At 60.9% G+C, this 24,955-nt stretch carries 17 protein-coding genes, 1 pseudogene and 1 CRISPR repeat array; of the genes and pseudogenes, 15 read left to right on the top strand and 3 right to left on the bottom strand.

From position 1 onward, the window contains the following. Nucleotides 1-166 precede the first annotated feature (166 nt). Nucleotides 167-1,578: direct repeats of the CRISPR family, unit length 30 nt; unit sequence GTTACAGACGCACCGTAGTGGGGTTGAAGC. Nucleotides 1,579-1,747: 169 nt separating this feature from the next. After that, entirely contained in the window at nt 1,748-2,590 is an 843-nt protein-coding gene (locus tag P2T37_RS14960) for a hypothetical protein (protein WP_276236291.1), read from the bottom strand. A 349-nt stretch (nt 2,591-2,939) separates the two neighbouring features. Beyond that, nucleotides 2,940-4,754, bottom strand: a complete 1,815-nt coding sequence (locus P2T37_RS14955; RefSeq protein ID WP_276236271.1) for a DEAD/DEAH box helicase — start codon at nt 4,752-4,754, stop codon at nt 2,940-2,942. Between the two features lie 101 nt (nt 4,755-4,855). Here P2T37_RS14955 and P2T37_RS14950 point away from each other — a divergent pair, with 101 nt between their 5' ends. From P2T37_RS14950 to P2T37_RS14930, 5 genes and pseudogenes are all read left to right on the top strand, one after another. Then, a complete protein-coding gene (locus P2T37_RS14950) occupies nt 4,856-5,590 on the top strand; it encodes a DUF1156 domain-containing protein (protein ID WP_276236290.1) in 735 nt (244 codons plus the stop codon). Further along, on the top strand, nt 5,502-7,484 hold the full coding sequence (locus tag P2T37_RS14945; protein ID WP_276236289.1) for a DNA methyltransferase: 1,983 nt from the start codon (nt 5,502-5,504) through the stop codon (nt 7,482-7,484). The genes P2T37_RS14950 and P2T37_RS14945 overlap by 89 nt, the downstream gene beginning before the upstream one ends. 80 nt (nt 7,485-7,564) lie before the next feature. Beyond that, entirely contained in the window at nt 7,565-10,795 is a 3,231-nt protein-coding gene (locus tag P2T37_RS14940; RefSeq protein WP_276236288.1) for a DUF499 domain-containing protein, read from the top strand. A gap of 76 nt (nt 10,796-10,871) precedes the next feature. Continuing rightward, nucleotides 10,872-11,267, top strand: a complete 396-nt coding sequence (locus P2T37_RS14935) for a DUF8076 family protein (protein WP_276236287.1) — start codon at nt 10,872-10,874, stop codon at nt 11,265-11,267. A 980-nt stretch (nt 11,268-12,247) separates the two neighbouring features. After that, nucleotides 12,248-14,517, top strand: a pseudogene (locus P2T37_RS14930) (AAA domain-containing protein). 59 nt (nt 14,518-14,576) lie between these two features. Here the strand turns inward: P2T37_RS14930 and P2T37_RS14925 are convergent. Further along, nucleotides 14,577-14,783, bottom strand: coding sequence for a hypothetical protein (locus P2T37_RS14925; RefSeq protein WP_276236267.1), 207 nt, complete (start codon nt 14,781-14,783; stop codon nt 14,577-14,579). 375 nt (nt 14,784-15,158) lie between these two features. Between P2T37_RS14925 and P2T37_RS14920 the strand changes: the two genes are divergently transcribed. From P2T37_RS14920 to P2T37_RS14875, 10 genes are all read left to right on the top strand, one after another. Beyond that, complete coding sequence (locus tag P2T37_RS14920) at nt 15,159-16,616, top strand: hypothetical protein (RefSeq protein ID WP_276236266.1); 1,458 nt, start codon at nt 15,159-15,161, stop codon at nt 16,614-16,616. Between the two features lies 1 nt (nt 16,617). After that, a complete protein-coding gene (locus tag P2T37_RS14915) occupies nt 16,618-17,037 on the top strand; it encodes a hypothetical protein (protein WP_276236265.1) in 420 nt (139 codons plus the stop codon). A 72-nt stretch (nt 17,038-17,109) separates the two neighbouring features. Further along, nucleotides 17,110-17,622, top strand: a complete 513-nt coding sequence (locus P2T37_RS14910; protein ID WP_276236264.1) for a hypothetical protein — start codon at nt 17,110-17,112, stop codon at nt 17,620-17,622. Beyond that, nucleotides 17,612-18,184: a hypothetical protein gene (locus P2T37_RS14905; protein ID WP_276236263.1), complete on the top strand. Its 573-nt coding sequence runs from the start codon at nt 17,612-17,614 to the stop codon at nt 18,182-18,184. The genes P2T37_RS14910 and P2T37_RS14905 overlap by 11 nt, the downstream gene beginning before the upstream one ends. After that, nucleotides 18,181-18,492: a hypothetical protein gene (locus tag P2T37_RS14900; RefSeq protein ID WP_276236262.1), complete on the top strand. Its 312-nt coding sequence runs from the start codon at nt 18,181-18,183 to the stop codon at nt 18,490-18,492. The genes P2T37_RS14905 and P2T37_RS14900 overlap by 4 nt, the downstream gene beginning before the upstream one ends. 164 nt (nt 18,493-18,656) lie before the next feature. Then, nucleotides 18,657-19,436, top strand: coding sequence for a hypothetical protein (locus P2T37_RS14895; protein ID WP_276236261.1), 780 nt, complete (start codon nt 18,657-18,659; stop codon nt 19,434-19,436). Nucleotides 19,437-20,091: 655 nt separating this feature from the next. Next, complete coding sequence (locus P2T37_RS14890) at nt 20,092-21,108, top strand: hypothetical protein (RefSeq protein ID WP_276236284.1); 1,017 nt, start codon at nt 20,092-20,094, stop codon at nt 21,106-21,108. Further along, nucleotides 21,108-22,016, top strand: a complete 909-nt coding sequence (locus P2T37_RS14885; RefSeq protein WP_276236283.1) for a hypothetical protein — start codon at nt 21,108-21,110, stop codon at nt 22,014-22,016. The genes P2T37_RS14890 and P2T37_RS14885 overlap by 1 nt, the downstream gene beginning before the upstream one ends. Nucleotides 22,017-22,024: 8 nt before the next feature. After that, nucleotides 22,025-23,557 carry an ATP-binding protein gene (locus P2T37_RS14880; RefSeq protein ID WP_276236282.1) on the top strand — a complete coding sequence of 511 codons (1,533 nt, stop codon included), beginning with the start codon at nt 22,025-22,027 and terminating at the stop codon, nt 23,555-23,557. 270 nt (nt 23,558-23,827) lie between these two features. Then, nucleotides 23,828-24,949 carry a minichromosome maintenance protein MCM gene (locus P2T37_RS14875; protein ID WP_276236281.1) on the top strand — a complete coding sequence of 374 codons (1,122 nt, stop codon included), beginning with the start codon at nt 23,828-23,830 and terminating at the stop codon, nt 24,947-24,949. The last annotated feature ends 6 nt before the right edge of the window (nt 24,950-24,955 follow it).

The following is a 24,955-nucleotide window of genomic DNA, read 5'->3' as shown; positions in this document are numbered from 1 at the left end:
GGGCGGGTACTACGCGATGCCATGGATTGTGGGACAGCCCTGGTTTTTGAGTCACGATGGTTGCTCAATTCTCAACCCCCCGGGGGTAAACCCAGAATTGGGGGTCGAGAGAAAGTTGATGTGGGAGGCGTCGGTATGAAGGCCTGTGTCCCCTGAATTGGACATGGTTACAGACGCACCGTAGTGGGGTTGAAGAATCGCGACCTTCGGTCAGGACACCGACCGCGAGGTCGTTACAGACGCACCGTAGTGGGGTTGAAGAGGCTCGCTGCCGCGCGCCGTGTTCGCGCTCATCTCGTTACAGACGCACCGTAGTGGGGTTGAAGACCTGTTCGCGGAAGGGGATGGGAGGGTCGCACCGGGTTACAGACGCACCGTAGTGGGGTTGAAGAGACCCGACGCCGGTCGAGAACGACCTGACCGTCGCCGGTTACAGACGCACCGTAGTGGGGTTGAAGAAATCACTCGCCGCCGCGCAACCCGTTCGACCTGTGTTACAGACGCACCGTAGTGGGGTTGAAGAAGCGCTCCGACTATGGTAATCGCCGAGGCGAGCGCGTTACAGACGCACCGTAGTGGGGTTGAAGAACAGACACCGAATGGGACACACCGATCGAAACCTGGTTACAGACGCACCGTAGTGGGGTTGAAGAGCGAACAGCCTCTCGGTTGGGGTCATGGCGGGCGTGTTACAGACGCACCGTAGTGGGGTTGAAGAGGCATCTACGCGAACGGCAACGACCAGCTCGCCATCCGTTACAGACGCACCGTAGTGGGGTTGAAGAGCACCATGGAAAGGAGCGAGTCGGGGCTTCGACTTTGTTACAGACGCACCGTAGTGGGGTTGAAGACGTCTACCTCTGAAACCGTCACCATCGACGGCGCGGTTACAGACGCACCGTAGTGGGGTTGAAGCGTCGAGGGGCCGAAGCTTCGGATAGAGGGGCCGAACGTTACAGACGCACCGTAGTGGGGTTGAAGCTTCGAGGTCCAGACGCACGCCGAGCTTCGGGAAGCGAGTTACAGACGCACCGTAGTGGGGTTGAAGCGTGATTAACAACAACAGTGCCGAATCCGTTTGCAGTGTTACAGACGCACCGTAGTGGGGTTGAAGCATGGACGTGGCGCTGATGAAGAAGAGAGCGCGCTGTTACAGACGCACCGTAGTGGGGTTGAAGCACGTTCATAATAGCAGGGTTCAGGCCGGGCCGGGCGACGTTACAGACGCACCGTAGTGGGGTTGAAGCTCCCGCTCGCGGTGGCGGTCATCCTGCACCACGAGGAGGTTACAGACGCACCGTAGTGGGGTTGAAGCGCATCGTCGGCCTCCACGAAGCGGCCGAGTCCGACGTTACAGACGCACCGTAGTGGGGTTGAAGCGATAATCCGAACACGTCAAATCCGCCGACGCGGCCCAGTTACAGACGCACCGTAGTGGGGTTGAAGCTCGTAGGTGTGACTTTCGCGCGGGTGGCCGGCACGTTACAGACGCACCGTAGTGGGGTTGAAGCGTCGTACTGAACCCGGAGGTGGCCGGGCTGTGAGCGCGTTACAGACGCACCGTGGTGGGGTTGAAGCCACCCCGGAGCGATGCTCTGGAAGCGCGCGAGCGGCGTTACAGACGCGCCGAGATCGGTTGAAGTTCGAAGCCGGTTGCCGCACCGGTTTCTGTGTCTGAGTGGTATAGATGCACCTGTACAGGTGTGACAAGCACCATCGTGTTCGTAGCCACTACGAACGAATGCCCCTAACACCCACAATCCAGCCCGCGCAGCTCCCCCTCAACGATCCTCGCCCCACCCGCACCAAGGGTCTCTCCACACCGCCCACACGACGGTGCCTCGAAGAACGCTGCCTCGTGTCCGTAGATCTGCGAAACTACACACGTTTCCGCCCCATCGGTCACCGTCAGCTCGAGATCGCCCTTCTGGTACGGGATCACGAGCGACGCGACGATCGTATACTCGGCGTTGATTCGGTGCCGGTTCCGGATTTTCTGTTGATACGCCGGGAATCCATCTCGTCGAGCCTCCTCGAGTTCAGTTAGCTCTGCAACCACATCGGAACGCTCCTCCTGGCGAGTTTCCTGATCGTCCAACAGCTCTAACCGCTCGGCTCGCTCTGTTGCCGCCTCTAGTGCCGATCGAATTGAGGCAAGCTCTTCGTCAAGCCGTTCGCGTTCCTTGCGAAGCGTCTCGAGTCGCTCTGCTTGCACCTCCAGATACTCCTCGAATTCAACACCTGCAGCGTTCCCGGCTTGCTCTTGGATCTCGTCAACCGTTGCTTCAGTCACTGCATGCGCCCGCTCGTGAGCGGCTGCAAACACCTCCGCATCAACAGTTGTCGGCTCCGATTCGGTTACGCCCGGATGTGCGGGCGACTGTGTGACCACATCCCCCACCTCGGCCAGCAACGGCAACGGCTCCCCTGTGTCAGCATCCACTCCAACACTCACCAGGAAGTCCCGCTCGAATTCACTGACCGTCTCGATCGACACTTCGACCAGACACCAGACGCCCTGTTTCGTGAAGTACGGTGAAAACTTCCGATCCACTACCGACAGCGAGGAGGCGTCGATCCACTCAGGCACTGGCTCATCGAGCACTGATTCAGAGAGCGGTATCGCACACGGCGGCCCAGCGCCAACCGAGTCTAACAGCGCCCCTGCAAGGGTCGATTCGGGTGTGCAGTCGTATTGGTTCGGCCCTGTAGGTTCCTCCTCTCCTGGCGTTAGCCACAGCTCGATCTCGCCCGTAGCGGCAGCAAGCCGCTCTGCGAGTGGCGCCGGCAGCGACTCACCAGCCCCGCGAACCGTCCATGTAGGCTCCCCTCGACAAGCTCGACATCGGCGCCCACACACACCGCACGCAATACCTGCTTCACATGCGTGGGCGAGCGCTCAAGCGCGCGGTCTCCATCGACAGTCGCTTGTCGTGGACTCACTCGTGATCACCCAACCGTGTTTGAGCCCCTGCTACCCCACCCGCCGGCATATCACGATCCGCACCCAGATCGAACCCCGCAAACACGCCATCGTTGAATTCGGCCATTTTCGAGGCAAGCTCCTGTTGTTCGCTCAGATCGACGGCCATTGCGTCGAAGTCGTTCTCTAATTCGATCTGCGACCCAGCATCGAGGAGCCGCTCGAAGATTGCGTCCTCGAAGCTCTGGCCGGATTGCTCAAGCCCCGAAAGGATCGTACTGAGCTCGCCCACCGTCTGTTGGAACAGATCGATCTTGCTGTACAGTCGCTCAAGTACGTACTCTTCGATCGTCCCTTCAAGCGCCATATTGAACACGTAGACGTCGCGATCCTGGCCGATCCGATGAATTCGCCCAATTCGCTGTTCGACCTTCATCGGGTTCCACGGCAGATCGTAGTTCACCATAATATTGCAAAACTGGAGGTTTCGGCCCTCGTTCATGGCGTCCGTCGAGACGAGAATGCCACCCTCGCGCTCGAAATCCGCGACGATCGTCTCCTTTTCCGCGCTTGAATGGCCACCGTGGAACGCGTGTGTGGTGTAGCCAGCGTCTGCGAGCCCCGCAAGCAGTGTGGCCTGCGTGGCCCGGAATTGGGTAAAGACGATCACACGCCCCTTGTCGACCGTCTCACGGGCCTGGTCGATGATATCGGTGAGGCGCTGTTGTTTCGTGTTTGTCTCGATCGCATCGATCGCATCCAGAATCGACCGGAGATCGTCACGTGAGTCGAGATGCTCCTGGTCATGGAGCTGCTTTTGAATAGTTCCACGAAGCGCCGCCGGACTGCTAACCACCTCCTTCTGGAGGAGCATCAACACGAGCTTCTGCCCCTGATCCTGGCTATACGCACCCGTCACGTACTCCGTTACAAGCTCGTATAGTTCGCGCTCGGCCGGGGTCGGCGGAAACGTACGCGTGTCGATATGGCGATCGGTGAAGTCGATATCTGTCTCCGCGCGACGGTTTCGGATCATCACCTGCCCGAGCCGTCGCTGAAGCTCCTCAGTGTTGACCAGCGTGTCATTCGTGTCGACGAAGTAGTTGTGGAAGACGTCTCGTGTGCCGAACAGCCCCGGGCGCAGCAACGAGATGATATTGTACAGATCCGTCAGCTCGTTTTGGATCGGTGTCGCCGTGAGGAAAAACGCATACCGATAGCGCAGCTGGTCGATCAGTGAGTACCGCTCCGTCTCCTCGTTTTTCACGTAGTGGGCCTCATCCAACACAAGGACGTCCCAGTCGCGCGCAAGCACGGTCTCTCGGTGGCGATCGCTTTTCGCCGTGTCGATCGACGCGATCACGTGATCATGGGTGGCGAAGTCCACAAACTCATCGTCGTAATTGCAGACATACTCGAGTCCAAATTTCTCCGACAGCTCACCTTGCCATTGCTTGGCCAGCTGTGCGGGGGTCAGGATCAACACCGATCCGGAGGTGTCCCGGTGGTGCATCTCTTTGAGGATCATCCCGACTTCGATCGTCTTCCCCAGGCCAACCTCATCGGCTAGCAAGGCAGTGCCGTTCATCTCAAACAGCGCTCGATATGCCGCATTCACCTGGTGTTCGAGGAGCTTGACATCTGTCCGATCGAGCTGGTCGAGCGCTTGGAGCGCCGTGTCCGACTCACCGGCCGCGACCCTCCGGGCAAACGCGGCGAGGACACCGTCCGATGACGCTCCCTCTTCGGATTCGGTGAGCGACTCCGCGATATGGTCGGTCCGCTCGACCGTCACGAATCGTGAGTCATCGCCCGCGCCCGACTCTGGCATACCAAGCGTGAGTTAGCCAACCGACATAACGATTCGTCTCGGGCCGGGCGTCAAAGCCCGGTACAGTTTAACGGGATAGCGTCCACATGCGGATATCACCTATGTCGCCCCCCGATGATTCTGCGTCTGGCCGGCGACCGCTCGAACGCGGCTTTCCCATCGAGCGTATCTCTGCGATAGCTGAGCGGGAGCGACGCGCAAAGCGCCACTACCGGCCGATCTACACGATGCACAAATGGTGGGCCCGCCGCCTCGGCAGTGTCGGACGGGCGATCTCCCTGTACGGACTCATCACCGATGCGGACGCGACCACAATCCACGGCGAGGGGAGGCAGATAACGCTTGACGGCCCCGATGAGTCGGCGCTGGCCGGCGCGATCGATGCCGTCTCTGCGACTGATCCCGACGCCCTGTGGCCCTGGTACACCAGCGACATCACGATCGACGATGTCCGCGTCTACGACCCATTCATGGGCGGTGGCACGTTCCTCACCGAAGCCGCACGCTTTGGCGCGGATGTGATCGGCACCGATCTCAATCCCGTCGCGTGGTTTGTCACGAAGACGCAATTGGGCGCAAGCAGCGTCGAGCTCGACGCGTTCGATGCGGCCTTCGAGTCGGTCACAGCCGAGGTGGCCGAGGAGCTGACCAACCATTATCAGACACCCTGCCCCCACGCCAGTGACGACCACACGGCTGATGTCATGCATGCGCTGTGGGTGAAAGAGTTAGACTGTGTCTCGTGTGGTGACACAGTCCCCCTTTTCGGATCGCCGCGTCGCGAACGGTCGGTACGACCACAAGGGCGAGTATCTGGTCCACTGCCCGGACTGTGAGGCGCTTGTCTACACTGATGACTGGGAGGCCGAAACCACCTGCACGGACTGTGAGACGACGTTCGACCCGTCGGCGGGGACCGTTGGAGGCGGCGAGTACGCCTGCCGTCACTGCGGCCAACGGTACCCCGTGACCGATGCGGTCGCCGAGCAGGGCGGCTACAGCCAGCGTCTCTACGCGATCGAGTACTACTGTCCGACGTGTGATGGCGATCGCGACTCCCCCGCGAAAGGGTACAAGGCCGCCTCAGACGCCGATCGCGAGCGCTACGAGACAGCCGCCGACGAGTGGGCCGCCAGCGATGAGCTTCGTGAGTATGTACCAGATGACCCGATTCCCGAAGGAGCGATCACGGCCGCATCATCGATCTCCGGCAACGATCTGTTCCAACACGGGTACACAGCGTGGACGGACTGCTACAACGACCGGCAGCTCCTCGCGCTTGCCACGCTGCTTCGCGCGATCGACGACGTCGAGGAGCCGCTCATCCAGGAGTATCTCTTGCTCGCCTTTTCTGATATGCTCCGATTCAACACGATGCTCGTCGGCTACCAGGCCTCTAAGAACCACATCAACGATCTGTTCCAGACGAACACGTTCGACCCCGTCACTCGTCCAGCCGAGGCCAATCCGTGGGGGACTGATTACGGGATGGGCACGTTCCGAAAATCGGTCCAGATGGTTCGCGATGGCATCGAGTACGCGCATGCCCCCACGGATCGGTACCTGACACCAGAGGGCGATACTGCAACCGCGAGGTTCACCACGCCCATCAAGACCGATAGTGAGCTCCACCAAGCCGATATGCGAGATGTCGAGCTCTCGGAACCGGTGGATCTGATCATCACGGACCCGCCTTACTACGACCAGCTCCTGTATGCGGATCTCGCCGACTACTTCTACGTCTGGCAACGGCAGCTCCTGGGCGATCGCTACGAGGCGTTTGCGCCGGCGCTGACCCCACGCACGGGTAGCATCGTCGAGAATCCGTTCACAGAGCAATGCGCATCCGACTTTGAAGCCGATCTCGCCGAGGCCTTCGCGACGATGGAGCGCCAGCTCGCCGATGATGGCCTCCTCGCCTTCACGTATCGCTACACCGACGCGGCAGCGTGGGGTACACTGGTTGACACCGTCTGTGATGCGGGGTTCACGATCGAGCAGCTGTACCCCCTGTCGGTGAACGTGCCGAGCTTCACGGACGCGAGTGATGCTGAATTCGATGTGCTTGTCGTTGCTGTCCCGAGAGTCGAGCAACCGACCCCGACCAGCTGGCGAGCCCTTCGTCGCGAGATGCATCGAGACGTCGGCGAGCTTCGAGAAACGCTCGAGCGCGAACGCTCACTCTCCCAGGGTGAGCGGGGCGTCCTAGAACTTGGTGCGTGTCTGCGCCGCTACAGCGAGCATGCAGGCCGGATCGAACAGGACGGCGAGCCTATGGATGCCAGGGCAGTTGTCGAGGCCATGTTTACGCTGATCGAAGACGCCGGTGAGCTCACCGCAACGGACATCTTCCTCGATCTACTCGACGACATGCCCGACGACATCGCCGCCGTTCATGACAGCATCCGGGGGACAAACGTCGACATGGACACGCTCCAACAGCGTCGCCTCATCATCGAGTCACCTGAGGGCCCCCAGCTCGGTACGTGGGATGCGCCCGCCCGCATCCGCTATGTCGACCACTGTGTCGCGAACGAGACGAACGTGACCCCGCTCGTGAAGCTGCAGTTCCTACGGCGGCGCTTCGAGCGTGGCGAGTCACTCCAGCCCCAGCTCGATGCGTGGCGCGACGATGAGGGCCTCCAAGCGCTCGCCAGTCGCCTGGCAGATGCCACTGGCGACGAAACATACCGGCGGTTGCTTGCAGAGCGAGACACCACTGATCTGTGAGCTAATCGCCAGAGGGATCGTTTCATGCACCAGCTGACCGCCATGTTTATCCGAGCACCCGCCCGGGTTCACACAATTACATGGCAAACGCGGATTCGCTGACGCAAACCCTCGCTGACACTGTCACACTCAGCGAGGAGCTCCGGGAGGAGGGCCGCATTGATGGCCAGGTCAAACTCTATAATATCGACGACGAGGACGAATTTGAGGCGGATGCGGATACCTTCTTCAAGCGGACGGTCACGACCCAGGGTCTACAGGAGACGCTCTCGATCCTTCGTGATTCACTCAACGGCGATGACCCGCGAAAGGCGCACGTACTCTACGGGCCGTACGGTTCGGGGAAGTCCCACCAGATGGTGGCGCTGTATCACTGCTTTGCCGCACCACGCGTCGCCGGCGAGTGGGCCGCCGATAAAGGAAACGTCGACGGGCTCCAGGCGGCGCTCCCCGAGGATGCGACGGCGATCACCGTCGCGATGCAGTACGAGAACAACGACTATGACTACCTGTGGGAGCCATTCTTCGAAGGCCTCGATGCCGACCCCGGTGACTTCGATACCGGCGGCTACCCGGACATCAAGACCATCCAGGAGGCCGTTGGCGATCGGACGGTCGCGTTCATCATCGACGAGCTCGAAGACTGGTTTGACACCCTGGACAAAGACCTAGAGTCCGCAAACCGGGGGTTCCTCCAGGCCCTCATGGAGGCGACAGCGATCGAGTCGCTCGATCTGTTCACCATTGCCTCGGTGCTTCGCCGCGGCTCCAAAGTCCATGATATCCTCAATCGGGAGGATGCAGTCCAGGTGAACATGGACAGTAAGGTGAGCAAGGAAGATGTCCTCCTCCACCGCTTGATCGACGGGGTCGAGGAAGGGCCCGCGAGCGACATCATCGACGGCTATCTCGAGGCGTACCACCGCTCGGATTACGTCGACGATGAGGCCGTCACGCGCGACGAGATGCTGGAGCTGTACCCGTTCCATCCGGCGCTCATCGAGACGCTCGAGTCGCGGTACTATGCCGGCGATGAGAACCAAAACACTCGCGGGATGATCTATCTGTTCTCGACGCTGCTCTTGGAGCTGCAGGACCAGACGGATCTCATCACTCACGGCGATATCGACGCCGAGCAGTTCGAAGACGAGCTCATCAAAATCGACTTCGCCCGCCCGACCGCCTGTGTCAACGATATCAAGCGGCTGGATGCGAGTATCGACTTCGGCCGGCGGATCCTGAACACGATCCTCCTCTACTCGCTCAACGACAGCCAGGGTGAGGGCGCGGACGTGTCCGAGATCGTCATGGGGACCTACCAGACGAACAACCGGATCTCGGATATCTACATCCAGCTTGAGCAGATCCACGGTGTCGCCTGGCACCTCCACAAGCTGAACGGCAAGTATGCGATTCGTGATAAGCGGAACCCGAACGCGCTGATTCGCAATGCAGCCAGCGATGTCTCCGAACGGGCCGCCAAAGGCGAAATCGCGGATATGGTCAGCGAGCTCTTCGGGCCGCATTCCTACACCGTCGGCTTCCGCCCGGATGAGCTCTCGAAGATTCCCGACACCAACCAGGTGAAGGTGATTATCCACAGTGAGGAGTGGACGCCGGAACGCGTCCGTGCGGTTATCACAAACGACGGCCGTGGGCGTTCCTGGCGTAACACGTTCATCTTCGTCCAACCGAACGAAGGCGATGCGATCGAATCGGGCACCCGCTACATCGACAAGGCGCGCTACGTTGAGGGTGCTCGCCAGGTGCTCGCCGACCAGGGCCTCGATGATGGGATCCGAGCCCGGATCAAGAACATGAAAGAGCAAGAAGAGCAGGAGCTCCGCAAGGAGCTTCGGCTCGCGTACGGAGACGTCATCGATGGCGATGACTTGCTGAATGAATTCGAGATGGCGACGCCGATGCAGCTGGACGTGTTTGTTCTTGACGAGGATAAGGACGAGTACAGCGCCAAGACGCTCATCGACGAGGCCGCGGCCGACCCGTTCGATCTCGAGTCACACATCTGGCCGATCGCAGAAGATCTGCTTGAACGCAAGGGCGAGACGACAATCCAGGCTATCTACGAGGAGTTCCTCACCAAGCCAGCGCTCCCGATCCCCGGCGGCACTGGCGATGTCCTCGATGCCGCGAAGAACGGCGGCCTCGTTGACAAGCCCATTTTGCTCCACACGCCGACAGACGGCTTTAGCACCGATCTCGATCAGCTGACGCCCCAGACGAAGCTCGTGCTTGAGGCCGACATCGATGTCTGGGAGATCGACGATGTGATCGATGACATCCGCGGGCAGTTTTCCGCCGGGACAACGGAGCTCGCGATCGGCGACTACTACAACACACTCACCTCGAAGACCCAAGTCCGGATCGAGGGCGACGAAAAGGATCTGTTGTTCATGGCGATCGGCCGGCTGACGAACGACGACGGCTACGTGATCGCCAGGGGGGCAGAGCTCCTCGATGAACCCCAGCTGGACGGTACCGTTCGGGATGTCTCGCGTGCCACACAGATCGGCCCGTCGGCAGTGGCCGAGCGGCTGCGTGAGGCGATCGACGACACTGGGGAAGCGTCAGTAGAGGCCGTTCTTCGAGCGATCCGTGGCGACACGAGCGTGTATCTCCCCGCCGAGGACACAGAGCAAGCAGTCACGGAGGCCGTGATGACGCTCCTCAGCGAGCAGCATCTCCTCCGCACGGAGAACGGCTATGTCGACTCCCTCGGCGATCGGGATGTGTTCGAGATGACGATCGTGCCGAGTGTTTCCGGCGCGATCGCAGCCGAGATCGACGATTACATCGGCTCGCTTGACTCGGACACCAATTTCACCATCGACGACTTGCACACCCGTTTTGGCAGCTCCGCTCCCGAGGCTGCGATCAAGACGTATCTGCTACAGCATCTCGGGACCGACAGCGACCCGGCGTATGTCATCGCGAACAACGGGTCGACGGATCCCGGCCAGTGGATGCCCGGTTATCCGTTTAGCACGCCCAAGTCCGACGAGGAGCTCATCTGGGAATTCCACTACAACGGGGGCTCGGCGGCCGATCTCCGCGACAAGTGGAACCGAGAACAGGACGAGGGATCGGTCAACCACGCGACGATCGAATTCACCCTCCCCGAGGATGGGGGCCTGCCGGCCGAGCTCCAGGACACGGCCACGGTGGAACATACGACGATCGAGCTCGCACTTGAGGCGAACCAACCCGCGGCCGAGCTGACAGCGTTTTTCGAAGGGCTCAGTGACGACGCCCACAGTATCATCGTCGACGCTGAATTCACGAAAGAGTAGTCGCCCACCGTCCCCACATCGCCACTCGCCACCGGTACCTTCATTCGAGCCCCCACAGATATTCTAATCAATCATCATGCCGAAACGCGGCCAGATCCCGGGCGTCTACAATATCGTCGAACGGGAGCAGTATGAGACGTTTCCGACGCAGTTTCCTGTGGATGCGTTTGTCGAGCTCCTCGAGGACGATGATCTCCCCACGCAGGTGACGGTCGTCAATCTTGAATCCGCTTTTACGCGACCGGACTTCATCACGGAGCTTCGGCGCACGATGGATCGCAAGGGCGATGATCTCGAACACGCTGACTCACCGATCATCCAGTTTGCCGTCGAGGCAGACATCCACCGCAGCGATCGCGGCAACGAGTACGATCTCTGGGTCGATGGCACCCCCTATCCCCTTCGCGATGTGTTCGGACGACAGGTGGAAGCCCAAGCAGATGACCACAGCTGGCTCACGAGTCCGTTTTAGCCGCTAGCCGAGTCAACCGATAGTCATCCTGAAGAGTCGTAATCCTCAGATATACCGGATCATCACTGATGGATCGTCACGGTAGCGTCGTTCAACGACCAGGTTGATTCCAAGGAGAATCCAGACGGCAGGGAGGGCAACAGTCCTGATCACTTGAGCAAGATGGATGCTGATGGGGAAAGAACGGGGGAAATTGACTCATAGACTGCTACTGTTCGAGGGCGCGCTAATCGTAGTGGACAAATCGTACCTTCCGGGTCGTCGCTGGTCACCTCTTCGCCGGATGCGGCTGTGGCGTCGTCAACACCAGCTGTCGTCCGTCATCTGTATGGGATCACGAGAGGAGGAAGCGTAGCCCCATATTCGTCAACTTGCCAAGATTGATTAGCTAAACTAGGTGTTTTTGAGGCAACAAAATCGTGTAACGGCAGATATACTTATGATGTCATCTCGCTTCGGGCGGCCATGGGTGATCGGAAAAAGCGGTATCCAAGCTTCGGGATTGGGGAGTCGATGCCGGGGACTGTCGGCGACTCGCAGGGCACGCATCATGATCGGCAAGATGGCGCGAGCTTCAACCCGGAAGACGACATTGAAATCCCGTTGTCGAAGGGTGAACGCCGAGCCCAACACGAACGAAGGGTAGAACGTAATCGGAGACAAAGGCAGGGGAAGGCTGACTCCCCAAATCAAAGCAAGCAGCCACCGGGCAAATCGAAACAATCGGGGAAGCAACAAGGCCGGAACAGGCGGGACAATCGGCACATGGGTGAGGCAGATGGCAAGCGAATGCGCTCCGCACGAGAGTATGGCGACAGTTGGCCAGCGGACCGGCAGCGTCGGTTCCTGCGGGAGCATGGTGTCACCGCAGCGGAAATGGGATGGACACTCACTGAATGACGGCACGGAGCGCATTCTCACACCTCGGAGGAAGCCAAGGTGGCTGCCAGTACCGATTTGGGACAATTTCGATATAAACGATGGGACAAAACATATTCACCAACTGGTCACGGAAAGGCAGCAATCTACTATCTATCCAGTATAACGAAGGACAAAAGCAGTCCGAGCGTATCGACGTCAGGCGGGCTTGCGAGGCCGCAGTCAGCTTCTATCAAATCAAGTGGAAACATTCGATGTATGTTGTACCACTCTTTCACGCGAAACGGCCAAAGCTCACGTCGGATTTTGTCGTATATAAGCCAAGTACCAATCAGGTAGGCTTTCAAGACAACAAATTTGGCTCTCTCCGACGTGTGCAGGCGCACAAGCTCACTAACGCATCGTTCGCCCCCCGATTGAAGTGGTGGTTACCAGAGCATGCAGAAGAGCTTGGGATGGTTCCTCCAGAAGACCTTCCCCCCACACAGATTCCTGCCAAAGATCCACTAAGCAACGCTGACGCTGCGAAGCTGTTCACCGAGATGGAGACGCTTGTCCGACAGGACAGAGCTGCAGCCGAGCAAACAAATCGGGAAATATTCAGTGAGCTCGGCCTGGAGGCCGCAATTGACGCAGATGCCGTCATTGGCCCGCTCATTCCGATGGGCACTGAACCATACAAACAACAGCGTGCCTACAAGTTTACCTATACTGGAGCCGGTGAAGGCTCTGAGGACGATCCCTGGGAAGACAAGAGATCGAAGATTCATGACGAGGGGATGGGGATCTACTCGGGGAGTTACTACTTAGCAGCAAGTCCGCAGAGTCACCATCAGTGCCCCGTGGATATGGAGGCAGTCTACGCGCGGGATTCAGAGGTGTGGCTTGTCTCCCGAACGGACTCGATCCCAGCCGATTCTGCCGTCGATACCGCGCTCACGAATACTAACAACGACGTATGGCTTCACGAGCTCCTCAATCCGCTCCCGTTTGACCGGCAACTAAAGGCGTTGAGTAGGGTTAAACGCAAGAAGCGAAAGCGATCGCTCCTGTGCGGGCACCGTCCGGTTGACTACGAGCGAGCAGTATCACATAGCAACGAGTCACCCTTCGAATTGAACGAGTCACAGGCAGATGCAGTCCTCTGGGCTCGGGCTGCCCGGGATTGCATGCTCATTCATGGACCACCGGGGACGGGCAAGACTCGCACGCTCACAGCCGTCATTGTGGAGGCAATCGCTGAAGGAAACCGCGTTCTCGTTACAGCGCATACGAACCAAGCGGTTGACAACCTGCTCGTTGGAGATAGTAGCATCGACGAGCCCGCACCCGGGACTCTCCATGCTCTGGCCCGCGAGCCGGATTCACCACTCACAATCGCCCGAGTAGGAGAGAATTCGCGGAACGAGGTGGTTATTCGGGACTACCAGGGGCAGTCAGTGAAGAAATCAAATATTGTCGCCGCGACCACCAGTGGAGCCGCAGAATTCGACACCGACATGTTCGACATCGGGATCATTGATGAGGCGACCCAAGCGAGTCGAGCATCCGCAGCCATCGTGTTCAACGCAGCAACAAAGTTAGTGCTCGCTGGGGATCACAAACAGCTCCCACCGTTTTCAGGGAGCGACAACCCACTTACCGACCCGGTTCGCCCTTCACTATTTGAAGCCCTCGTTGACCGGTATGGGTCTACAATCACGAAGATGCTCACGACCCAATACCGGATGCATGAGTACATCGCAGCATTCCCGAACGAGGCGTTCTACGATGGTCGACTAACAACCGCCGACAGGAATCGAACGTGGACAGTCGGAACGTTAGCTCCACTCATCGGCTTGAACATTAAGGGAGAAGAACAGTCGACCGCCTCTGGTCACTCATACCTGAACACCGCGGAAGCAAAGGCTGCAGTCGATCAAGTACGCCTTCTTGCCATTGAAGGCGCAGCAATGAACGAGATCGGGGTCATTGCAGCTTACAGCGGCCAAGTGACTGAGATCCGTCGGCAACTACAGCGGTCCGGCATTCCTGATGTCTACGATGTCACAGTCGAAACCGTGGATGCATTCCAAGGAGTCAACGTGACGCAATCATTCTCTCACTCACCAGAAGTAACTCCGCAAACAACAGTGGCTTCCTGACCGTTCCTGATGTCGGCCCCCGGCGGTTGAACGTAGCGCTCACTCGCGCGCGCAAGCGATTAGTCGTGATCGGTGACTTCGAAACCCTGGGGACTCTGGCCGAAAACCGTACTGCAGACGAAAGTTGTGCCGCGCTGTACGCCGATTTGGCTGACCACATTCGAGCTCAAGGTCGAATGAAGGATATAGACGCCCGCAGCGACAGTGCGAAAGGAATCGGCGTGTAGCCGGCTCGGTATTTGCCGAGGAGACCCGATATTTGGGACCCAGTCATGTCCTTAATCGCCTACTCCGGCCGCTCCGGCCCGAAGAACACCTCGAGCTTCCGCTCTTCGTGGTCGACTTGCACGCCGACAGTGTCACCAACCTCGGCGTCGAGCTCATCGGCAAGCGCAACACCAAGCGAGAGCGCCGGCGTCCCCTGACCGTTGAGCGCGACGATGTTTCGATGATCACCGCCATCGGCGAGTATGTCGAACAGGTCGCGAGGCATAGCTACAGGTATCATCTGCACTAGCAAAAGCCTCCCGTCGTTTCGATACTACAGATAGCTACTGTACTGCGGTCCGTATCGAGCGTACACGAAGCTGTCAACGTTCTAGTCAGTAGATTACCTGGGCAAACCATGGTGTGTAGACCATGATGATTCGGTGAGTGTAGATCCTGATTCCAGCCAAGGCGCCCACGGCGATCTCGGCTATATCGGCGACCGACGAACCGGGCGCACGAGCAACCCCTGGGTCGCCATATGGGAACGCGAGCAGCGTGACCCCGCAGCCACCGACGACACGAACCCCCGAATGCACGACACGACACTGGACACGGAGATGTATCGATGATGCGGGGTCGCACGGTACTCGCGCTCGCCATGGTGGCGCTCCTCGCTGCCTCTGGCGTCGCCGCGGCCGCGGTCAGCTTCGATAACGGTACGACGCCATCGCCGCAGATCAACGAAGGGACGCACGGGTCGGGGCTCACGCTCGCGACGTACGATATCGGCGACGATCCAACGAGATACGAGGCGAATGACGGCTCGACAGCGAACCTCTCGGCCGTTATTCCGACAGACGACGAGCATCCGAACCGGTTCACGTTCTCTCCCGTCGCGATCAATGCCAGTGACTACCGGGTGTTCCCGACATCGGACGCGAACGTGAGCGCGGTCGACGCGACTGTGTGGAGCGTTGCAGGCGCGAATGCAAGCCTCGGGATGGTCGCCGACTCGGAGACGGCACCGAACGTGCAGGCCGTCCGGTTCCAGACGGACGGGTCGATGGCCGCCGATGATGAAGTCATCTTCGCGACCGACACGCCGTCGATCACGTCGGATGAGGCAAAGCGAGTCGCGCAAGTCGCTTTCCGTATCAACACGCTCGATGCGGGCACGACAGCCCAGATCCGGTTTGTCGACGCTGACGGCGACTACAAAGCGACGACTATCGACGATTCGCTGAACGCGAGCTCGCACGATGTCGCCGCCTCCGAAACCGGCCCCGCCGTGTGGCAGGAACCGCTCGGAAACCTTACGACTCAAACCGTTTCTGGGTCGGACGGCACGTTCGATGATCTCGAGCGCATCGAAGTGTCGGTGATGCACGGCGATCTCGATCTCGAAATCGCTGGCCTGAACGTCGAGCGGATGTCCGAATGGCAGTTTGGCGAGCAGAAAGTCCAAACCGCAGACGAAGAGTGGGTTACCGAGACGATCACCGAGCCACGTGGCATGGTGATGGTCACGGACATGGACACGCTCGGCCCGACGTTCGAGGACGCGACCATTCACAACCTCGAATTTGCGGTCGAGTATCGTGCCGAGCTTCAACCCGACGACAACCGACTGGTCAACATTTCGGAGGCTGAGAACAATCCCTCGTACGCGTACGAAGGCGACGTGTACGTGCAATTCACGGTCCCGGATCAGTACGATCTGACTCACTCCCAGCTTCGGCTGAACGACACGCAAACGCTTGGCCCCGGTCGCTACCAGGCCGTTGCGGTCGCGATGGGCACGGGCGACACGGCCTTCGGAAACATCTCGGCTGACGCATGGACCGACAAGACTGGCCTATACACTGGCGAGGGCGACACGCACACGCTTTCGGACTCGCTGCAGCCTGGCCAGACAATCACCGTCCACTACCAGCTCCAGCTCACAGAGCAGGACTACGAAGCCATGCAGGCCTCTGCCCAGACGCAGGGCGGCGGTGGCTTCTTCGGGAACCTCTGGGGCAAGCTCCTCGGAGTCGGTGGCGGCATCGTCGGCATCGTCACGGGCATCGGGCTCCTGTGGGGCAACGAAAAGCGCAAGAGCAGGGCAGAGGCGTAAGATGTCCGGCGTTCCGGACTCCGGCGAGCTGGTCGACAACCAAGCTACCGTCACTGGCGGGGTAACGGGCTGGCTCAAGCGCTATCTCGGAGCGATCGGGGCCGGATTCGCCTTCCTCATCATCGCTCCGGTGCGAGCCGCAGCCGAAGGCGGCGGCACCATGATCGCCGAATTCACCACCGGCCTCGCAGAGCTGCTTGGCTCGCTTGGCTTCGGCTCTGCGCTCATCGTGAACGCCGGGGCCGAAGGGACCGCCGGGTGGGTAGCAACCGAATCGATCGGCTTCGTCCTCGCGCTTGGGGCCGTCTTAGTCGGCGGTGTCATGTGGACGTACGCGCTCGATCTCGCTGATTCGGATCTTCCATTCTGGCAGAATGTGCCCGTCCTCGGGTTCTTCTTCAGCGATAACGACGAGCAGTGACAATGATAGGCCACCCTCTCCGACATCGGCTGCAGGGGGGACATAGCGCCAGCAACCGAGGAGGGACCGACTGTGGCCTCTGATGAGGAACTACAAGCTCCCGAGGGAGGCGATGGGACGGCCCACGACTCCGTGTCATTCGTGACAGGGGGATGGTCGTGGTCGCCTGGCGGGTCGACTGCCGCGCTCAAGACATCAATCGAGAACGGAACAGTCCTCCCGAGCGTGCGGCTGATCGGCGGGATTACGAACCGTGGACCACTCGGTGTCCTGACCGCGTTCGTTTTCACCCCACTCTCACTGCTTGCGCTCGTCATCACGCAGTTTGCCAGCGATACAGCCACACAGCTCAGCCGGCTCGTTGGCGGGTATTTCGACGGGGTTGCCGGACTGTTTGGGCTGGCATTTATCGGTGAGGCTGGGCCGTTTCCAGTCACGACACCGGGCCTTGTTGGGGTCGCTCAGCGCGCCTTCACAGCAACTGCCCACGCAGTCACACAGCCCGCCTTCGGATTCGTCGTCGCCGTTGCGCTGACGCTCGTGATCGGGTTCATCGTCAACCTGGTGATTCAGTATGTCAGGTAGCGGTGGGCCCGAGCTCCCAAGCGGGACGGAGACGGGCGTCACGGTCCGCGATCCAGAGACAGGCGAACCGATCGCCGACGAGCGGCTCTGGGAACGAATCGCACCGGATTGGGTCAGCCAGCTTGGCGAAGTGTCCGACCTCCTCATCGCAGTCGGCAATCACCCGGCCCGATTCGTCACAGGCATCCTTGTCTCTGTACTTGGAGCCACGCTGTACGCTATCCTCATTGAAGGCTTGGCCGTTGGCCGCTATCTCGTTGGCCTCCCCGTCCCAGCAACGCGCTTCATCTGTACGAATCCAAGAGGCGAGACCTGTGATATTCTCTCGCTGAGCGATCTACCCCGGCTCCTCGGTGGGATTGTCGGCGACATCGGGACACACATCGGAGGCGCGATTGCGAGCAGTCTAGCGACTATCATCAACGGCATCGCACGAACACCGGGGCCGGCCGGGGCGCTCCTCGTCGTCGCAGCTGCGGCGGGCATCACCATCGGGGTTGTCATGCTCGGGGGACTTGCGATCGCCCTCCTCCCGTTTTCACTTCCAAAGGTCCGGCCATGAGTAGCCCACCACTCCCCAGAAAGCGATCGAAAAAGCTCGTCGTCGGCCTTGCAAGTGCCGTCACGGGCTTGGCCGCAAGCGCCTGGCATCTGATGTTTGGCCTCGGCCATTTCGTCATCTTCGACACGGGTACGTGGTTCTCGCCGATCCTCTACTTCGGCCGGTTTGCCGCACCCTCGCTGTCGTGGATCTCGACCGATCAAGCAGAGATGCTGGTCGTGACGGCCGTCGTCACGTTCGGCGTCGCGCAGTTTGCGATCTTCCTCATCCGCCGACGGCGACGGCAACGGAAGACGCGCCAATCATGAACCAATGACTGACACACACGCAGCCGATCGAGTACAACACGACGCTAGCCGTCGGCGGCCGGCGTCGGACGACCACTGGTACCGACTGGAGGGGGTGCGACAGCATGGCGCCTAACGGGCCGAAACAGGACACCGGTGCGCCCGGGAAGGTCCAACAGTTTCTGATGAAGCTTCGCGGGGGCACCCAGGAGGTGGCGAAGGGTCGGGGGTCGGCTGTAGCGTCGAAAGCCTCGGCGATATCGGGGCAAACCGGCCGTCGGCTCGGCGCCCTTGGAACGCTCCTCGCGCTTGTCCTCGGCATGTTCGTCGTGATCGGCGAGGCGCAGCCGCTCTATCGGATCCTCGAAGGTGGCGAGCTGCCGACCCGCTACCTCCGATTCGGATTCGCAGGTGTGCTCATCCTCGGGGCCGCATGGTGGCTGAACGTAACGGCTGCCCTCGTCCTTGCAGCCACCGTCTGGCTGGGCTTCATGCTCAATCGCCCGGAGATCCTGACGGCCATCAACAATCCGTTGGCGACGCCGTGGGTCATCGCCGGGGTCCTTATCGCGCTCATCCCCACGTGGTGGGCTCTCGACATCTACACAGCGACGAAACGAGCGCCGACTGTCGAGCGATTCGGCGAGAAATTCGTTGACCGGCTCACGAACCTCGCTGAAAGCGTCCTTACAGGCGCCCGGCTAGCTACCCTGGGAGCGCTCACGATCGGCTTTCTGGCGGCCTCACAAGCTGGTATCCTCACCGGCGAGCTCTTCGGCCTGTTCGAGGAAGCACCGCTCGTTGCAAGCAACCTCTTCGGGATCGGGCTCGGCTTTCTCGCCTTGGGTGGCACGGTCACCATTCCCGTGCTCGGGCCCGTGACGGTGGCCACGCTTGGAGCCCAGCTGTTCCTGTTCATCGCGGCGTTCGTGTTCGCCATCGCTGTCGGGGTGCGTTATGGCTGAGGTGCAGCATGCATAGCGGCCTTCGTGCCGTGCTCGTTGTCGCTGTCGTCCTCTCGACGCTCGGTCCGGCCATCGGGCTCGCGGTCGCACAGGACGCCCAGACGAGCGCACAGGCGAATGTGACGGCGGGACAGGGGTACACGCTCGAGGAGCTTCGCCGCGGCGGTGACTTACCGGTCGGGGAAGACACGCCACAGAGCATCAGGCGCTTTTCCGAGTACGGCGAGCTGAAAGTAGAGTATCCCGCCGTTGGCTTCCTCGGCCTGTTTGGAATCAACTGGGATCTCGGCCCCCGCTCGTCCGTCCATTCAAACGAACTCGTGTTCAGAGCCATCCGGTTCGACCCCCAACAGACGGAGTACACCGTGCGGGCGGTGTTCTACGACACCGCCGAGCGTGTCGTCACGACGGACAACACGACCCAGACGATGACCGTGCCCACCGACATCGAGGAGCGGTCCTGGGACATAACACTGAACGACGGCGCCTATCGCGACCAGACGAGCATCACCCTCCCCAAGCACGAGGGGAAGCAGGCCGTCCTCTGGATCGAGGGGTTGAGGGTGCACGGTGGACGTGGTCGCACGACTCCGCACCGCTCTCCTCGGCAGTCGCCATCAACACGGAGGCTGGGTTCTTCGGGCGTGCCCTCCTCGTGTTCGTGCTCCCGATCTTTGTCGGGCTACTGCTTGACGCACACTTCGTCCCGAAGATCCTCAACAAGGTCGGGAAGGGGCCCGGAAACCTCACGCTCTGGTTCGGGACCATCGTGTTCGCCGTCGTCGGCATCTTGCTGATCTCCTGGGTATGGGCGTCGAATTTCCTCGTCTCGATGCCGCTCGTCGTCGCCGTCCTCGTCTGTGGGGCGGCCGGGGCCCTCTGGTTAGAGAAATCACACTCGCAGGTGACGAGGCTCGCGCTGCTTGGCGTCTCAACGAAGATCGACAAGACGTTCACCGGCGGGGAGGCCCGGTCGGCGCTCCGTGGGGAGATGCCGATCATCAAAGTTGCAACGCTCGCAGATGGCAGGACCGTCGTCATCCGCCGTGGTATCGTCCCGTTCCTCGCGCGGCTGTGGGGCGGTGCGGCTGTCCTCAACAATGCGGATCGGATCAAGTCGGAACTTGAGCTCACGGGGAAATCGGCCGCCGATAAGCTCGTCTTCATCGACGAGGACGCCGATGTCACCTACGAGTATTCCCCCGAAGGATTTGCGTTCGAGCTCGACACACGAACGGCGGATGGCCGTCTCGACATCACAGGCATTCTCAACCACCTTGGCGAGCTCGCCATCGGCGGTGCCGTGGGATACTATCTCGGTGGGCCTCTCGCCGCCATTCTGGGGGCGATCGGGGTGGTTGTCTTCGTGCACACGCACGCCGTCAATGGTGTTGCTCGGTTCACGCCTGCGCAGGGCCACTTCGGCGATGCCGTTGTAACGGCAATGCAGCTGGAGAAAGGCATCGACGAAAACCGCCAGCGTGAGGAGCTCCTCCGTGAGCTCCGCAGCGAGATCCGTCGCTCCGAGGATGTCGTCGAGGAGGTTCGCAACGCCAACGACGAGTCCGTCATCGGGAGCGCACACGAGCGCGATATTGACTGGCCGGACGACGAGCTCACGAGCGAGCGTCCCCACGCCGGCCGACGGGCCAACACCTCGGGTGACGGCTAGTGGGCACCAACCGCGACACCACTGTCCAGCCCGATTCGAACATGCCAGTGGCAACGGGCAAGCGCGGTGTGGGGGTCCCAGGTGAGCGAGGCGCACCCACCCCTGAGGAAGAGCCGCCCGAGCCCATATCGGGGCCGAGGGGGACATCGGATGGCCCACATGACGCACATCCGGCCCTCCGGAACCTCAACGATCATCAGCGTCGTGCGATCGGCACCTTCACCGACGGCTTCGCCGATCGCCGAGCCTTGCTGGAATGGATGCTCCGCTTCCAGTACTGTTCGTTCGGCCGGCTCGCCGATCGGATCTACTTCGCGCTCGCGGACACACACGAGCGGACGACGCTCGCAGCGCTATGCCACGAGCCCGCACGTACCCGTGTTTCGCCAGCGCACGATCTCACAGACGCGGCCGCAAGAGCCGCGCGCCATCGACTGCGCTCACGGTATCTGCGGCCGGCCGCGCTCGCCGCGTATCGCGAGCTCCGGACGTCTGCAACTGAGTATGCTGTCGAAGCCAACCCGCCGGATCCAGACAAGTCACCGTTCTTCGCGCTTCGACCAGCCTTCGAGGAGTACTTCGCGCTCCAGACAGCTGCCCTGGAGAGCTTCCTCGATGGGTTCACGTCAGTCCGCGATGTCGAGGCCTGGTTCCAACGGCTCGACCACGCCACGTGGGGCGAAATCCGAAACGTACCCGGCGGCGACCACCTGGAGCATCGAATCCTCTCACAACGTGCCGCCAGGGGTGTTCTCGTCGATGCTAGCCCGGCGGCCGTCCGCGAGCGCGAGCAGTTAGCGGCGCGGTATCTCCTCCCGGCGACCAATCGCTGCGTGCGTGGGCTCGCAGCCGTCGCTGGTGAATCGAGCGAAGAGCGTGTCGACGATGTCGGCGCACCACAGGGCTGATTCTCACTATGCCACACCAAACACCACCGGACGGCTACGACTGGGGCGAGCGAACACTGCAGGGCTATGAAGTCCTTCGTGACCATCGCGCGCCAAAGTACTACGAATCGGATGCTCAGGAGATCCGCGGCAAGTTCTCGATTCCGAGCTTCGATCTCGAGGCGTTTTGCGAGCACAAGTTCGGGCGGATGGTCTACCCGGACACGTTCATCCACGAACAGTCGGCCGAACGTGCGCGTTCGAACAAGGCCACGGACTGTTTCATCACGGCCGAGCGTGACGCCGGGAAGACGACGTTCGCCCGGAACTTGTCGCCGCGGCTCATGGAGGAAAACGACGAGAAAGTCATCTGGCGTGGCCGGTCGGAAAGTTCCGGTTGGCTCCCCTATCGCCATTGGACGCAGTTGTATCTCCCCGCGAGCGTCGAGCTCGACGGGACAATCATGGAGGAGGAAAGCGATGACCGCCTCCAACCGCTCGCCAACGAGCGTCTCGACGAGCTCGTTCGCGAGGTGGTCTACTACGACGATGTCTACGATCTCCTCGATCAAATCAGCGAGCGTCCCGCAGGCACGTTCAATGTCGTCTACCCGGACCCATCATTCGCCGGCTGTTCGACCGTCATCGAGCGCACCGACCGTGTGACTGGTACGTTCGAGTTCACGCCCGCATGGGAGAGTGATGACCCGGTCCACGACCCCGGCACCCGGACCATCGACTGGTGGTTCGCGTTCATTGTCGCCCGAGCTGAGTACGGCCCGTTCAACGAGTGGTGGTCGTTGCTGTTCGACGAGTGTGGCGACTTCATCAAGCAAAGCGCCTCGAACGCCGAAGGCCGCCTCCACGACAAGATCGAGCTGCTTCGGTCGCTGTGGGCAGCCTCACGCAAGCGCAAACTCTCGCTGTTTTTCTTCGGTCACCGTGGCCGAAACGTCCACGAGATCGTCCGCCGTGAGTTCAAATGGCACATCCCAGCGGATGGCTCGCCAAACCCAACGCAAGGCCGGCGGTCGAGCTATCCGCTCGGAATGCAGAAGGTGCCGATGGAGACCGACATTCTCTCCGGGCAGCCCCAGGGCACCGGGATCTGCTTCGTCGAAAACGAATTCTCACTGTTCGGTTGGGGAAACATCGCTGAGCCGAGCGACAACGAGTGGGCCTCACGCTGGGTGAAGATCCGATTCGAGCCGCCCGCCGATGTCCAAGCCGCGTCCGATGAGACCGTCTCGCGTGAGCTCGCCTTCGATGACACAATCTTCGGCGAGTGGCAGAACGCCCACGCCCATCGGCTCCTCGTCAAGGATCCCGGCTCGGGCAGTATCTCGGTCGACTCCGGCGAGATAATCGACGAGCTGGTGTCGCCGATTGATGGCCTGCGCTTCTGTGCGCCGCTCCGTGAGAGCACAGACGGCCGCTACGTCGAGCTCGTCATGGAGCCGACACCGACGACCACACCGAGCGAGGAGACGGTCGTGGCTCGGCTGCCGAAGCCAGCCCAAGGCGAGATCAGTGGCATCACGGAGGCGATCGCGGATGACTGAGCATTCTCACAGGGAACACACAGTACCAGCAGCCGCGCCAACAACCGATGGGACCCAGCGCTTGCAGCCGCTCGAAACACCCCATTCCACCCATCTCCCTATCGGCCCGCGGTGCGTCCCCAGGCCCCGGCGGCCTCGTTTTTTCGAGGTTGTCTCGGGGAGCCGACACCAGTTGTACGCGCGCATTCAGAGTCGGAATGTGACAAGCCCCCCGGGGCGGGGGATCGATCGGGGCCTTACACTCCACACGCATGCCCAGGGGTGGCCGGCATGACCCTCGATGCGCGGTGGACGCAGGTGCTTCGCGAAGAATTCGCAGCTGACATTCGAGCGCTTGCCGACGCGTATCCAGACGAGCGATCGCTGTACATTCCCGTTAGGGAGCTCGCTGTCACCGACACGCGACTGGCCAGCGACATTCCACGACAACCAGAGCGCTCACAGGAGGCTGCAGAGGCAGCGCTCCATGATATCGAGCTGCCGGAGCGCAACGTGCCGCTCGGACTCGCGAACGTTCGGTTCACCGATCTTCCAGCGTCGGAGACGTTCACAGTTGGCGGGTTTTCACCCGCAGACACGATGTCCCGGCTCATCGATGTCGAGGGACAGATCACCAAACGGACGGAGGTGAATCCAAAGCTGCAGCTGGGCGCGTTCAGCTGCCTGCGGTGCGAGACGCTCACCCGGGTTACACAGCCGCCGTCGGGCATGATGCGTGAGCCGAACGAATGCGCCGGCTGTGAGCTGCAGGGGCCCTTCCGGCTGAAGGAAGCACAAAGCGAGTGGACGAATCACCAGAAGATCCGGCTTCAACAGCCGCCAGAGCAGGCCCAAGGCGAGACGGAGAATATCGATGTCCACGTGAGCGGTGATCTCGCCGGCGATGACGCGATCGAGGGCGGGACGCGTGTCACCGTGACCGGCCGCGTCACGCCGGTGTACAACAAAGGCAAGGTCGTCTGGAAAAAGCAGCTCATCGGCCAAGCCGTCACGACCGAGGAAGACTCGTTCGCCGAGATCGACACGGACGCCTACGCCGAGGAGATCGAGACGATTCGTACGCATCCGAACACAGCTCGTCTCCTCGTTTCGGAATTCGCCCCCGGCCACGCGGGCGATGAACACATCAAGCTCGCCTTGCTCCTCCAGCTGTTCGGCGGGTGGGCACGCGAATCCGATGGCGGGCGGTACTACCGCGGTGACTCACACATCTACCTCCTCGGGGACCCGGGCACCGACAAGACAGGCCTGCTTGAGCGGGCCTACGAGCTCTCGCCGCGCGGAGCAATCACGGATGGAACGGGCTCGTCAGCGCCGGCCTCACCGCAGCGATCTCGAAGGACTCGTTTTCGGATGAGCAGTGGTCGATCGACGCCGGCACGCTCGTCTTAGCCCACG

The organism is Halosegnis marinus (assembly GCF_029338355.1).
Lineage (GTDB): Archaea > Halobacteriota > Halobacteria > Halobacteriales > Haloarculaceae > Halosegnis > Halosegnis marinus.
This window is presented reverse-complemented; position numbering and strand designations above follow the sequence as displayed.

Excerpts from the sequence above, each read along its gene's own strand:
- P2T37_RS14955 (WP_276236271.1), bottom strand. The coding sequence starts at position 4,754 with ATGCCAGAGTCGGGCGCGGGCGATGACTCACGATTCGTGACGGTCGAG.
- P2T37_RS14950 (WP_276236290.1), top strand. The coding sequence starts at position 4,856 with ATGTCGCCCCCCGATGATTCTGCGTCTGGCCGGCGACCGCTCGAACGC.
- P2T37_RS14940 (WP_276236288.1), top strand. The coding sequence starts at position 7,565 with ATGGCAAACGCGGATTCGCTGACGCAAACCCTCGCTGACACTGTCACA.
- P2T37_RS14935 (WP_276236287.1), top strand. The coding sequence starts at position 10,872 with ATGCCGAAACGCGGCCAGATCCCGGGCGTCTACAATATCGTCGAACGG.
- P2T37_RS14925 (WP_276236267.1), bottom strand. The coding sequence starts at position 14,783 with ATGCCTCGCGACCTGTTCGACATACTCGCCGATGGCGGTGATCATCGA.
- P2T37_RS14920 (WP_276236266.1), top strand. The coding sequence starts at position 15,159 with ATGGTGGCGCTCCTCGCTGCCTCTGGCGTCGCCGCGGCCGCGGTCAGC.
- P2T37_RS14915 (WP_276236265.1), top strand. The coding sequence starts at position 16,618 with ATGTCCGGCGTTCCGGACTCCGGCGAGCTGGTCGACAACCAAGCTACC.
- P2T37_RS14905 (WP_276236263.1), top strand. The coding sequence starts at position 17,612 with ATGTCAGGTAGCGGTGGGCCCGAGCTCCCAAGCGGGACGGAGACGGGC.
- P2T37_RS14900 (WP_276236262.1), top strand. The coding sequence starts at position 18,181 with ATGAGTAGCCCACCACTCCCCAGAAAGCGATCGAAAAAGCTCGTCGTC.
- P2T37_RS14895 (WP_276236261.1), top strand. The coding sequence starts at position 18,657 with ATGAAGCTTCGCGGGGGCACCCAGGAGGTGGCGAAGGGTCGGGGGTCG.
- P2T37_RS14880 (WP_276236282.1), top strand. The coding sequence starts at position 22,025 with ATGCCACACCAAACACCACCGGACGGCTACGACTGGGGCGAGCGAACA.
- P2T37_RS14875 (WP_276236281.1), top strand. The coding sequence starts at position 23,828 with ATGACCCTCGATGCGCGGTGGACGCAGGTGCTTCGCGAAGAATTCGCA.